Source organism: Providencia sp. 2.29 (genome assembly GCF_015832305.1).
GTDB classification, from domain to species: domain Bacteria; phylum Pseudomonadota; class Gammaproteobacteria; order Enterobacterales; family Enterobacteriaceae; genus Providencia; species Providencia stuartii.
The window spans coordinates 3,321,008-3,334,029 of sequence record NZ_CP065420.1; the positions used below are offsets into that span (position 1 = coordinate 3,321,008).

The following is a 13,022-nucleotide window of genomic DNA, read 5'->3' on the forward strand; positions in this document are numbered from 1 at the left end:
ACAGCTCGAAAATTAAATATATTTTTACACTCAATAACTAAAGTTGTATTTCGGCAACAGACGCGGCTGGCTCGTCCGTAAAGCCACTTGACGACGTATCAACGGCAGATAACAATAGAGCTGACTAAGTTGAGCCTCCATTTATAGTGTTATAAAATAGTTAAACTTTATTTTTTAGTCTTTTTATCCTATTTTTTAGCCATAACTGGAGAAAAAGACGCTATCTTAGAACCATCTGCCAGACTGATAAAACAGCAAATAAATGAAATTAATATCAAATATAATAATTAATATATAACCCCTTGTTAATGGGATAATTATAAGGATGCAAAATGTATTCAGGACTACTCATTATTTTACTACCGTTAACGCTAGGTTATCTTATCCCTATAAAAAATAAAAAGATTTTAGATATTATACATCGAGCGTTAAATTCAATGGTTTATATCATTCTCTTTTTAATGGGGATTACACTCGCTTTACTTGAAAACTTAAGTGTTCACCTATTTTCAATTTTAATCTACGCACTCACATTCTTTGGTTGTATATTTTCACTTAACCTTATCTCACTACTGCTATTAGATAAGTTAGATCCTTGGAAAATCCCTAAGCATAAACAAGAAAAGCCTCCATCACGTTTAAAAATGGTATTTGAATCATTGCAACTGTGTGGTGTGCTATTGATTGGTTTCTTAGTTGGCTTAACTGGATTTGATTTCCTGCACTATGCCGATAAAGGCAGCCAAATTGCGTTAATGATGTTACTGCTTCTTGTCGGCCTGCAACTTCGCAATAGTGGCATGAGTATTAAACAAATCTTAGTTAACCGCCGAGGAACCACAATCGCCTTTGTGATGGCAATCAGCGCGCTAGCTGGTGGCGCAATTGCCGCATTATTATTAGGTTTACCCGTAAAAATGGGGCTAGCATTGGCCTCTGGGTTTGGCTGGTACTCATTAACAGGGATTGTATTAACCGATGCCTATGGCCCTGTCATGGGGAGCGCCGCGTTCTTTAATGACCTCGCTCGTGAACTCGCTGCGATTATGTTGATCCCTTTAATTATTAACCGCTACCGCTCAACCGCATTAGGTATTTGCGGCTCAACATCAATGGATTTTACCCTCCCAGTCCTCCAGCGAAGTGGTGGCGTCTCTATCGTACCGGCCGCTATTGTGCATGGTTTCGTGCTCAGCCTCGTTACCCCGATCTTAATGGCATTTTTCACTTAGCTATATTTCACTCACAGATTGCCACTTATTTATAACATGATAGATAAGTGGCAAGTCCTAAAATGACTATAATTAACAGCACTTTACATAAGTAGAATTTCAGTCACAATAGCGACAGATGAGAGTGAAACAGGAAACCAAGATGAACGAAAAGCAACGTGTTTTAGTATTGGGCGCCAGTGGCTATATTGGGCAAAATTTAATCCCCGAATTAATTAAGCAAGGCTATCAAGTGACAGCCGCTGCTAGGCGGGTGGATTGGATGCTCTCACAAGGCTGGCAAGATACACAATGTGTTTATGTTGATCTGCAAGACCCTGAAACACTCAAAGACGTGATGAAGGAGATCGATATTGTCTATTTCCTCGTTCATAGCATGGCTGATCATGCCAACCTGATTGAACGTGAGCGCACGGCGGCCCGCCATGTTCAGCAAGCACTTGATCAATCGAATGTTAAGCATGTTATTTATCTCAGTTCACTACAACATGGTCACAGCTATTCTCAACATTTGATCTCTCGTCGATTAACAGGGGAGATCTTACGTGAGAGTCAGGTGCCAGTCACAGAGATCCGCTCAGCAATCATCGTTGGCTCAGGATCGGCGGCTTTTGAGATCATGCGTGATATGGTTTACAACCTCGCTATCTTAACCCCACCGCGTTGGGTACGTTCAAAGTCTTCACCTATTGCGCTGAGTAACATACTGCATTACTTAACTGAATTAGCAAAACGCCCCGTGACTGAAAGTAAAATTTACGATGCGGGTGGCCCTGAGTACATGAGCTACCAAGAGCTATTCAAGCGCTTTATAAAAATCAGCGGTAAGCGTAGATTGCTGATCCCTATCCCTATTCCTATTAGCATGATCTCCGTCCACTTCATCAGTTTGATCACCTCAGTTCCTCCGGCAATTGCTAAAGAGTTGATCCAAGGATTGCAGCATGACCTGCCTGCCGACGATAAAGCCTTACGCGAACTGATCCCACAAACGTTGGTTTCATTTGATGAGGCGGTCAAAACCACCTTAGCTCAAGAAGCCGATGCTATCGACAATGCAGATTGGGGTTATGATCCTGAAGTCAAAAAACGCTGGCGACCGGGTTATGGTTTTTACCCTAAACAGGCCGGTGCCACACTCGGCACTTCGGCAAGTACAGAGTCGCTATGGCATGTTGTGCAGCAAATCGGGGGTAAAAACGGCTATTTTTATGCCAACGCACTTTGGAAAACCCGTGCCATTATGGATGACATGATGTTAAACAAAGTGAAATATGGTCGCCCCGCTCGTGAAGAGCTGCAATTAGGTGATGAAATTGATGGTTGGCGCGTCATTAATCTGGAGCCTAATAAACAGCTTAGCCTGCTCTTTGGGATGAAAGCGCCTGGGCTAGGCCGCCTGACTTTCACCATTCACGATAGCGGTAGCCGCCGTTCAATTGATGTACGTGCATGGTGGCACCCCGCAGGATTTAGTGGGTTGCTCTATTGGTTTGCCATGATGCCTGCCCATCTATTTATTTTTAAAGGCATGGCTAAACGTATTAGTGAATTGGCGTTTGAGCGGGATAAACAACTTGCAGGCAAGTCATCAACTGGGCAACAGCCGCCAAAATGATGATTGCTCAATAACAAAAAAACAAATTTTTATGCATATATTATTGCATAAATATGCTTACAGGATTAATATCTGTGTCAGTTAAACAAGGTATTATTGGTAAGCATGAGCATTCAATTAAAAAATATAAACTGTTTTTACGGCTCTCATCAGGCGCTCTTTGATATCAACTTAGAGTGCCCTGCCGGAGAAACCATGGTATTACTCGGGCCTAGCGGTGCAGGCAAAAGCTCTTTGCTACGTGTACTGAATTTGTTGGAGATGCCACGTTCAGGTGTACTTAACATTGCAGGTCAAAATTTTGATTTTGCCTCAACCCCTGATGCCAAAGCTATCCGTGCATTACGTCAAAATGTCGGAATGGTTTTTCAACAATACAATCTATGGCCTCATCTCACCGTCATGGATAATTTAATTGAAGCGCCGTGCCGAGTTTTAAAGCTGTCACGTCAAGAAGCAAAAGCAAAAGCGGAAAAATTATTAGAACGTTTGCGATTAACACAATTTGCAACGCGTTTCCCTTTGCATTTATCTGGCGGCCAACAGCAACGTGTTGCCATTGCTCGTGCATTGATGATGGAACCACAAGTTCTGCTATTTGATGAACCAACGGCAGCCCTTGACCCCGAGATTACAGCACAAGTCGTCGATATCATTCGCGAGTTGTCTGCAACAGGAATTACACAGGTAATCGTGACTCATGAAGTTGAGATTGCCCGTAAAGCCGCTAGCCGTGTGGTGTATATGGAAAACGGTCATATTGTTGAACAAGGGGATGCCAGCCATTTCACAGCACCTCAAACTGAAGCATTTGCAAATTATCTGTCACACTAATAGATATAGGATTAAGCAATGAAAAAAATTATATTAGCTGCACTACTTGGCGCTGTAACCCTATCTGCAACTGCGGCGGAAAAAGAGACCATCCGTTTTGCAACAGAAGCGACTTATGCCCCATTTGAAATGTTTGACAAAAACAACCAAATCGTGGGTTTTGACGTCGACCTTGCCAATGCGATGTGTGAAAAAATGAATGCAACTTGCACATTCACCCATCAATCTTTCGATAGCTTGATCCCAAGTTTGAAATTCCGTCGTTTTGAAGCATTGATGGCAGGTATTGATATTACGCCTGATCGCCAAAAACAAGTGGACTTCACTGACACTTATTACCCTAATTCGGCTGAGTTTATTGCCATTAAAGAGAAAGTCTCTTCTGTTGATCAGTTAAAAGGGAAAAAAATTGGCGTTCAAAATGGCACAACTCACCAAAAATATATCATGGAACAGCATAAGGATATGACGACCGTTCCTTATGATAACTACCAATCAGCTATCCTTGATCTGCAAAATGGTCGTATTGATGCTGTGTTCGGTGATACTGCTGTTGCTGACGAATGGCTAAAAGCCAAAGGCAACGAAAACTTAGCGCCTGTTGGTGAAAAAGTCACTGATCCACAGTACTTTGGTATCGGCTTAGGTATCGCGGTTCGTAAAGGTAATAAAGAGTTGTTAGATAAAATGAATAAGGCATTGGCAGAAGTAAAAGCTGATGGAACTTATGACGTTATCTATAAAAAATGGTTTGAACAATAATCGATACTGTTAATGAACAATTTTCTTTTTCTAACAAGTGCCGCCGGTATCACCGTCGGCCTTGCTGTTTCTGCTCTCATATTGGGCCTGATCCTCGCCATGTTATTTACGGCATGGGAGTCCGTGCGTTTTAAACCTATCGCTTTTTTAGGAACGTGCTGGGTCACCTTGATCCGCGGTCTACCTGAACTGCTGGTTGTGTTATTTGTCTATTTCGGCACACTGCAACTGATTAATATTTTAGGTGATGGGATAGAGATCAATCTGGGTTTCTGGCAAACCACCTTACAGATTGATCCGAGCATTTTCTTTGCAGACAGCGGTGAGTTTGACTTTACCCCCTTCGCTTGCGGTGTGGTTGCATTAGCCCTTCTCTATGCGTCCTACGCATCACAAACCCTACGCGGTGCCTTAAAAGCGGTGCCTTATGGGCAGTGGGAAGCAGGTTTAGCGCTTGGATTAACCAAACGAACCATATTCTTTCGTTTTATCATGCCACAAATGTGGCGTCATGCGCTGCCCGGCTTGGGCAACCAATGGCTGGTATTACTCAAAGATACCGCACTGGTTTCTTTAATCAGTGTTAATGATCTTATGTTACAGACTAAGACCATTGTTAACCGTACCCATGAACCTTTTACATGGTACGCTATTGTAGGGCTTATCTATCTTGCGATTACTTTATTAAGCCAAGTTATTTTGAAACGAATTGAATTGCGTACAACTCGCTTTGAAAGAGGTGAATCGCAATGATTGATTTAATTCTCGATATTTTACCTGGCTTACCAACGAGCTTATCGTTAACCTTCAGCGCATTATTTGTGGCATTTATATTGGCCGTATTATTTACGCTCATTTTGTCATTAAAAACGCCAATTATTTCGCAAGCCGTCAAAGTCTATATTACCCTATTTACCGGCACACCATTATTGGTGCAGTTCTTCCTGATTTATAATGGCCCTAGTCAATTTAAATCATTACAAAACTATCCTGTACTGTGGGAGTTTATTTCAACGCCTTGGGTATGTGCGATGATTGCATTAGCCCTCAATAGTGCTGCTTACTCAACATTACTCTTTCATGGTGCCGTAAAAGCAATTCCATCTGGGCAATGGCAATCATGCCAAGCATTAGGTATGTCTAAAGCCCAGACCATGCGGATTATTCTTCCCTATGCGTTTAAGCGCTCTTTATCATCTTATTCGAACGAAGTGGTATTAATCTTTAAAAGTACCTCACTCGCCAGTACGATCACGATGATGGATATTATGGGTTACAGTAGCCAAGTATTTGGTCAAAGTTGGGATGTAATGGCATTTGTGGCTGCGGGGATCATCTACCTCGTTGTTAACGCAATTTTGACGATCATCATGCGATTTATTGAACGTCACGCTCTTGCATTTGAGCAAAGGAACTAACCCGTTTTATCTTTGAATTTAACCTATCACAGTCATAAAAGGGCTTATGAAAATAAGCCCTTGAGGCTTGCTGATAAACAGGGATAAAACCCTAGTTTTTCCCTCTTCGTGTTATCAGCAGTCTGTTTGATTCACCATCAGGGCTAGCGTTTTACCGCTTTTAATACTAAAAATGGTGCATAACGGGTATAGCGTTCAAGATCAGGGCGCTCTTTTAGCGCACTAGCAAGCGGTTTAGGCTCTTTCAACCCTTCAAGGGTAAAACCACAATCAAGTAAGATTGAGACATAATTTTCCACCATACGATGGTACTTGATGACGTTCTCCACAAACCACGTTGTGTTCCTGCTTGATTGTTGTTGATAGCAATCAACAGGTAAATAGCGAAAATTACCCCGTATATTCGTGCAGGTATCGGCTTGACCAACCTTAAATATAATTCCAGCTATCAATATAGAGAATGGGATCCCGAAGGGAGATTAACGGATGATGTTCATTGTCTAAATCTAAAACGAAAAACAATTTTGCTTGGCGCTTAGGTTTAGAGGTTCAATATGCCGTTAATGACAATCTGTCAATGGATTTGAGTTACCGCTATCGAAGATGGCTGCACCTTTAAATCCAAAATTAAAGCTCAGTCTAATGATATTTTATTGGGTGTCACCTATCATTTCTAATTAACATTATCCGGCAGCTTATCTTTTAATAAGCTGCTTTAATTATCACACTATTCGATTAATAAAAATGTTCTAAATAATTCGCTAGGTAAGTTGTTTAGTTTTTGACTAATAATGCAATCACTTCGTAGTGCGCAGTATGTGGGAACATATCAAACAACTGCACCTTACTCACAGCATAGCCTTCCAATTGCTCAATATCTTTTGCCATGGTCTGAGCATTACAGCTTGAATATAAAATATAGTTAGGCCGCATAGTCGAAAGATATTCACATAACTCTTTACCTATGCCTCTCCTAGGTGGATTGACTAATACCAATTGAGGAATATTTCCTTTAGCCGTTGCAAACTTCGTTGAATCTAATGCTTGAAACTCAACATGTTGTAGTCCAAGCTCTTGCGCTGATTGCTTGGCACAAGCGATCGCAGGAGCACTAATTTCAATTCCCGTTAACTGAGTTTGCTTTTCCGCACAATGTAAGCCAAATCCGCCAACACCGCAGAAAAGATCCCATAAGCTAGTGATATTAAGCTTTTTAACCCACTCACGCGCTGTTTGATATAACCGAGCAGCCACAACAGGGTTCGTTTGAAAAAAACTGTGCGGCCGTATAAACAGTGGCACTTGATTTAGCTGTTCCCGTAAAACCTGCTGCTCAGTGAGATAAATTTCTTGTTCGCCTTCTAATATCGCCATATGGACAGGCTGCAAATTAACCGTGATCACCGCCAATTGGGGTAATTGCTGCTGCAACCACGGTAACGCATTTTTTAGCTGCTCAACTTTTTTTTCTGAACGCAAGACAAATCGCAACAGAAACTCACCCGTATGCTGGCTTTGCGTTAATAATAGGTATTTTAATTCGCCACGTTTACGTTCAATGTTATAAGGCGTTAAACCTGCTCGCGCAATAAAAGGTTTAATGACATCAAAAACGGCTGAAAATGGCTCAGGATAAAGCGGACAATCCGTTAAACTAATTGCCTGCCCTTGTGAATTCACAATGCCCAATATTGGTTTTTCGACACTTCCACTCACCACCATTTTGGCTTTATTACGAAACCCTGATAAAGGGCTGGCAACTGGCGATTGAAATGCGTCGGCAGTCACCATTGGTAATAAAGAAACTAGGTTTTCCTGTTTTAGTTTGAGTTGTTGATCAGCTGGTAGTTCAAGCCATTGACAGGAACGACATTCGCCTGCCTCATATTTCTCACAATGCATAATATAAAAATTTAATGGAGCGTTACGGAAGGGTTATCATCAATATCAAGGTCAACAGTTTCTTCATCAAACTCATCTTGGTTCGAATACAACAAATTATTGCTATAAATTTCAAAAATGATCGATGATATTTGATCTTCTGCTTGCTGTAAGAAATGGCAAAATTGGCGATAAGTCATCCCAGCTTCAAGCGAGAAGGATTGGCTGACGATTAACTTAGGTAAGTTTTCATTATTAATTTCAAGAAAGACTTTCGCTGTCAGTGAGCTAGCGTTGATTTGGCTGATATTGGCCACTAAAGTCACGATCGCCGTTGGCTTAAGCTCCGCCAGAGCGGAAAGGACAAGAACATTATTAATAATGTCGAGTTTGGCATCAAAAATGCCCTCTATATTTTGCATATGCGGCAAATGTAGAGCAGCACAAGAATCACACTCGAAATAAGAGGTTTTGAGTTGATCAAGCCATTCACGAAGCTGTGATATGTCAGGGTAACAAATAGAATCCATGGGTAATAACCTTCTTCAACTCAAATAAAAACTAATAGAATAACACTTACCTAACCAAACCGAATTTTTTTGGCTAGAAAAGCGGATAATTTTCACACATTGGTGGTGAAAACACCAGTAAAACCATGCTCACTCCCCCTTTTTCTCCTCTTTATCATCATCGTCATCTTGCTTTTTCTTTCTTCCCGGCCTAGATGAGTTTTGATTATCAATACCAAGAAAGCTTAATCCATGTATCGCTCGCCAAACAATATTGATAGTGGCTGGTATCAAACAACCAATCCCAACCATAACAATCGCGACTAAAACATTTTTCTGCATCAATGGCTCAGGTAAGGTCAGATAGCCATTCATCGCAAGTAAGACAACAATAAGCAGTAAAATCCCTACTGCTTCTAAGATGAGAATCGGCTTAGGAAGATCGGATAGCGAACGCATTTCTCGCTGTGGTTTCTTATTCATCAAGTCCCCTTCTAGAACAATAACTATATACCCCCTACCGAATAAACAGCACTACAACGGGGTATTGTTTAGCGATGCAGTATACCCCATATACTAGCGGATTCTGCATCAGAGCTATACTAGCAAAAGGTAAAATCACCATTTATTTCTAGCTTATTGTCTGGCAAATCATTCACCTTATTATTCCCCTCAATAAGTGCACGGTGACAAAGACAAATCAACAAAGCTGCATCTTGAAGTATGACGAGTATGGAGGCATAGTATTGGGCATTGTGGATAAAAAAACTGTGTTAGTCTTATAGGAGATACTATGTACACTGTGATTTTTGGTCGCCCTGGCTGCCCATACTGTGTTCGTGCTAAAGAGTTAGCTGAAAAACTGAAAAATGACCGCGATGACTTTGACTACCGCTACGTCGATATTCAAGCAGAAGGCCTCACCAAAGAAGATCTATCTAAAACAGTCGGTAAAGAAGTGCTGACTGTGCCACAAATTTTTATCGATGAGAAACACATCGGCGGCTGCACTGATTTCGAAGCTTACGCAAAAGAGCACCTCGATCTCTATAAATAAGCAATAATCCCCATGGGCGGCTCAGTCTCTAATCCGAGTCGCTTCCTTTCTCAATTTGTGCTATTTCCTTCCTATTGCTAAAAAATAAAGCAAATTTTTTTTCTCTATGCGAACTTTCTTATTTAGGGGGGGTCTTAATTTATGCCACTGCTTTTCTTTGATGTCCCCATATTGAGGAGCCCGATAGCCAACTTACGTTTTATCGCTATCGGGTTTTTTATTGCTTAACCGTTCTATTCCCCTTGCAATGTCAGAACTATTTTGCGTTCCCCACCATAATTTCGATGTTCACATAGGTAAATTCCTTGCCATGTCCCCATGTTCAGACGTCCTCGACTCACAGGAATAACCAAACTCGCGCCTAAAATACTCGCTTTAAGATGGGCAGGCATATCATCACTTCCTTCATAGTTATGCTGATAATAAGGCTCATCTTCAGGAACAGCATGGTTAAAGAAGCTTTCAAAATCCTGTCTTACCGTATAGTCTGCATTTTCATTGATTGTCAGTGAAGCCGATGTATGTTGAATAAAGATATTCAGCAGCCCAACTTGGATCTGTTTCAACTCAGGAAGCTGTTGTAACAACTCATCGGTCACTAGATGAAACCCTCTGCTTTTTGCTGTTAATCTTATCTCTTTTTGAAACCACATAAGCTATTCCTTTATCGCGCCTTAAATTTGTCTTATCGCTATTGAGTAAATCATCAACAAAACGTCAACTTATCGCTCTATTTAAGTAATATTAAGATAAAGGCACTTTACCTGCCATGTAAGAGACTTTACTCTCTCGCTTTATCGTCTTATTTATCACCCATTTTCTGAGGTATACACCCGTGCTGGAACAACTTAATCAAGATCTCTTTAATCTCATTAATGCGGCCCCAGCGTCTGCAAGTGGTACTATCGCACTTGCAACCGTTATCGCTAAACGCTTAATTCTCCTTTTCCCTCTGTTTACTGCGGCATGCTGGTTATGGGGTGCCAAACAGGATATGACCCGCCAAAGAGCATTCGTCTGCAAAACAGCATACGCCTTAGTGATCGGTCTGTTTATTTCATGGTTGATTGGCTTAGTTGCACCTCATGAACGCCCTTTTGTTATGGGAATAGGCACCAATTTCCTTGAGCACGAGCCAACCGCTTCTTTCCCTAGCAATCACGGTACTATCGTCTTTACCTTTGTTTTCGCATTTTTGTTCTGGCTAAGAACATGGGTTGGTTTATTGATGCTCGTTCCCGCTATTGCAATTGCATGGTCACGTATCTATTTAGGCGTCCACTGGCCTTTAGATATGATAGGGGCATTTATCTTGGGTCTTATCGCGTGTGGTTTAGCCCAAATTCTTTGGGGACTTATCGGCCATAAAATCCAAGCCCCGCTCACACATCTTTACCAAATCATATTTTCAGTTCTTATTCGCAAAGGCTGGGTACAACCCTAATTTTTTCATTAATCAGTACTGGCGTTATTTACGCCAGTACTTAAACAATTTAAATTTTGCGTTGAATCAATATTTAGTTTTATTTTTCCATTCTAAAAATGAATAAAAAAGCCTTTTCACCACCAGAATAAACAACATTTAATTAACAAATATTTTGTTACGCTTTTTAATTATTTTTTCCTTCGAAAAATAAGTATTCAACTGCTCTTTAAACCATCTTATTATTCATTAATGTCTTTAGAATAAAAAAACTAAAAAAACAATAATTAATCACTAAGTAAACAACTATAACAAAACAAAATAAACACACTGAAAACAACAAGTTAAATAACTCAAAAACAGTGTATAATTGGTTTTGATTCAATATTAATTTCTGGATTTAATTCATTTTCCTACTACTTCAATAAATCCATTCTATTCATTAATATAATAATATTCCTCCACACAAATATAAATTGACACATAACTACTCCCCATTGGTTATTCTCCGATATTAAAAGCCTCCCTCCCCTTATTAATCTTAAGGTAAATTTCTTAACAATTTTATAAAAATCGAAAAATAATCACGTTAAAGACATTTTTCTCTTTTGAGAGTATGATCACGGTGATTTATACTAAAAATAGGTACATTTGCACCATCAAAAGTGGTTTATCAAATCTACCTACAAAACTAACAAAACTGATTGAAAATAAATTTACTATCAGTTTTATATTTATTTCCAATCAGATTGTTAGGTAGAAACAAAACTGCACATTATATTTGGCGATAATTTGTTCGTACCAAAAGATTAAAACATCAGTGATGGCTTATGCCTTCACCGAGATGCCTATTTTTTGACTTTTATTTCGGAGACTATTATGGATACAACTCGAGTTGGTTCCATCGATAAAACAGCCTCGCAAATTGGAAATGCCCTTGCTTGGCGTAAAACAGATACTGTATGGATGCTTGGTTTATATGGTACAGCTATCGGTGCTGGAGTCTTGTTCCTACCTATTAATGCAGGAATGAGCGGCCTACTTCCCGTCCTGTTGATGTTAGTACTCGCTTTTCCAATGACCTTCTTCGCTCACCGTGGTTTAACACGCTTTGTTCTTTCAGGTTCAAAGCCTGAAGGTGATATCACTGAAGTGGTTGAAGAACATTTTGGACGTACTGCGGGTAACTGGATCACCCTGCTCTATTTCTTTGCAATTTATCCAATCCTCTTGGTGTATGGTGTTTCTATCACCAATAATGTGCACAAATTCCTGACAGAACTCATGGGCTTTACCGCACCACCACGTTGGTTGCTAGCGTTGGTTTTGGTGGGTGGCATCATGGCCATTGTGGCATTCGGTGAAAAATATATTGTTAAAGTGATGAGTATGCTGGTGTTCCCATTTATCGCCGTGCTACTCGCTTTCTCTTTATATATGATCCCCCATTGGAATGGTGCGGTACTTGATACCTTAACCATAGAGGGCATCACAGAAGCGGCAAAACACAGTGGCGGTCAGAGTATCTGGGTGACTATCTGGTTAACCATTCCTGTTATGGTGTTCGCATTCAACCATTCACCTATCATTTCAGCGTTCTCTGTAGCGAAGCGTGAAGAATATGGTGCACAGGCTGAACAAAAATGCTCACGTATCCTCGCATCTGCACACATCTTAATGGTATTCACTGTTATGTTCTTTGTGTTTAGCTGCGTGTTCACCCTGTCTTCGGCAGATTTGGCTCAAGCAAAAAAACTGAACATTAGTATCCTTGACTACTTATCTGGTTACTTTGATCAACCTTTCATCAAATTTGCTGCCGCAATTATCGCTTTCGTTGCTATAATTAAATCATTCCTCGGACACTATTTAGGTGCACGAGAAGGCTTTAATGGCCTCGTTGAGCGCGCTTATCGTGCGAAAGGCAAAACAATTGACGTTCGTAAATTGAATCGTGGTACAGCTATCTTCATGTTAGTCACCACTTGGTTAGTGGCAACATTAAACCCTGGCGTACTGGATATCATCGAAAGTCTAGGTGGCCCAATCATTGCTATCTTACTGTTCTTAATGCCTATGTATGCTATCAGTAAAGTTCCAGCAATGCGTAAGTACTCAGGTAAGTTAAGCAATGCATTTATCGTTATCATGGGTTTGATTGCTATCTCAGCCGCAACTTATAAGTTGTTCTTCTAAGTCAGCCTTTATCGGGAGGCGGGATCCACTCCGGCGGGTATGCCTCCCCTTCTCAAATAAGATGCCGGAAGATACGGCATCACATGCCTAAG

Annotated in this window: 14 protein-coding genes; 9 read left to right on the forward strand and 5 right to left on the reverse strand. The window is 40.6% G+C overall.

The features are described from left to right. The first annotated feature begins 332 nt into the window (after positions 1 to 332). The 6 genes from I3B46_RS15650 to artM all read left to right on the forward strand — a co-directional run bounded on the left by I3B46_RS15650 (position 333) and on the right by artM (position 5,864). The gene (locus I3B46_RS15650; protein ID WP_004918058.1) at positions 333 to 1,232 is read left to right on the forward strand and encodes a lysine exporter LysO family protein; all 900 of its coding nucleotides are present in this window, start codon (positions 333 to 335) and stop codon (positions 1,230 to 1,232) included. A gap of 142 nt (positions 1,233 to 1,374) precedes the next feature. Further along, on the forward strand, positions 1,375 to 2,850 hold the full coding sequence (locus tag I3B46_RS15655; RefSeq protein ID WP_014657826.1) for a DUF2867 domain-containing protein: 1,476 nt from the start codon (positions 1,375 to 1,377) through the stop codon (positions 2,848 to 2,850). A gap of 105 nt (positions 2,851 to 2,955) precedes the next feature. Then, positions 2,956 to 3,684, forward strand: a complete 729-nt coding sequence (gene artP, locus I3B46_RS15660; protein WP_004918053.1) for an arginine ABC transporter ATP-binding protein ArtP — start codon at positions 2,956 to 2,958, stop codon at positions 3,682 to 3,684. Positions 3,685 to 3,702: 18 nt separating this feature from the next. After that, positions 3,703 to 4,446, forward strand: a complete 744-nt coding sequence (artJ, locus tag I3B46_RS15665) for an arginine ABC transporter substrate-binding protein (protein ID WP_004918052.1) — start codon at positions 3,703 to 3,705, stop codon at positions 4,444 to 4,446. A gap of 12 nt (positions 4,447 to 4,458) precedes the next feature. Beyond that, entirely contained in the window at positions 4,459 to 5,199 is a 741-nt protein-coding gene (gene artQ / locus I3B46_RS15670; protein ID WP_004918050.1) for an arginine ABC transporter permease ArtQ, read from the forward strand. Then, positions 5,196 to 5,864 (forward strand): arginine ABC transporter permease ArtM, encoded by a 669-nt coding sequence (gene artM, locus I3B46_RS15675; RefSeq protein ID WP_004918049.1) that lies wholly within the window; start codon positions 5,196 to 5,198, stop codon positions 5,862 to 5,864. The genes artQ and artM overlap by 4 nt, the downstream gene beginning before the upstream one ends. A 143-nt stretch (positions 5,865 to 6,007) precedes the next feature. On the opposite strand, the gene I3B46_RS15680 is transcribed toward artM, so the two are convergent. The 4 genes from I3B46_RS15680 to I3B46_RS15695 form a co-directional block, all read right to left on the reverse strand. After that, positions 6,008 to 6,316 carry a hypothetical protein gene (locus I3B46_RS15680; RefSeq protein ID WP_131728118.1) on the reverse strand — a complete coding sequence of 103 codons (309 nt, stop codon included), beginning with the start codon at positions 6,314 to 6,316 and terminating at the stop codon, positions 6,008 to 6,010. Positions 6,317 to 6,638: 322 nt separating this feature from the next. Further along, entirely contained in the window at positions 6,639 to 7,766 is a 1,128-nt protein-coding gene (gene rlmC, locus I3B46_RS15685; protein WP_072502941.1) for a 23S rRNA (uracil(747)-C(5))-methyltransferase RlmC, read from the reverse strand. An 11-nt stretch (positions 7,767 to 7,777) separates the two neighbouring features. Beyond that, entirely contained in the window at positions 7,778 to 8,275 is a 498-nt protein-coding gene (locus I3B46_RS15690) for a YbjN domain-containing protein (protein WP_004918042.1), read from the reverse strand. Between the two features lie 129 nt (positions 8,276 to 8,404). Beyond that, on the reverse strand, positions 8,405 to 8,737 hold the full coding sequence (locus I3B46_RS15695; protein WP_004918040.1) for a DUF1418 family protein: 333 nt from the start codon (positions 8,735 to 8,737) through the stop codon (positions 8,405 to 8,407). A gap of 310 nt (positions 8,738 to 9,047) precedes the next feature. Here I3B46_RS15695 and I3B46_RS15700 point away from each other — a divergent pair, with 310 nt between their 5' ends. Then, positions 9,048 to 9,311, forward strand: a complete 264-nt coding sequence (locus I3B46_RS15700) for a GrxA family glutaredoxin (RefSeq protein ID WP_004918038.1) — start codon at positions 9,048 to 9,050, stop codon at positions 9,309 to 9,311. 233 nt (positions 9,312 to 9,544) lie between these two features. On the opposite strand, the gene I3B46_RS15705 is transcribed toward I3B46_RS15700, so the two are convergent. Further along, positions 9,545 to 9,964: a secondary thiamine-phosphate synthase enzyme YjbQ gene (locus I3B46_RS15705; protein ID WP_004918036.1), complete on the reverse strand. Its 420-nt coding sequence runs from the start codon at positions 9,962 to 9,964 to the stop codon at positions 9,545 to 9,547. A gap of 182 nt (positions 9,965 to 10,146) precedes the next feature. Here I3B46_RS15705 and ybjG point away from each other — a divergent pair, with 182 nt between their 5' ends. Both ybjG and I3B46_RS15715 read left to right on the forward strand, forming a co-directional pair. Continuing rightward, positions 10,147 to 10,755 carry an undecaprenyl-diphosphate phosphatase gene (gene ybjG, locus I3B46_RS15710; RefSeq protein WP_004918034.1) on the forward strand — a complete coding sequence of 203 codons (609 nt, stop codon included), beginning with the start codon at positions 10,147 to 10,149 and terminating at the stop codon, positions 10,753 to 10,755. An 858-nt stretch (positions 10,756 to 11,613) separates the two neighbouring features. Further along, a complete protein-coding gene (locus I3B46_RS15715; protein ID WP_014657823.1) occupies positions 11,614 to 12,930 on the forward strand; it encodes a serine/threonine transporter in 1,317 nt (438 codons plus the stop codon). The last annotated feature ends 92 nt before the right edge of the window (positions 12,931 to 13,022 follow it).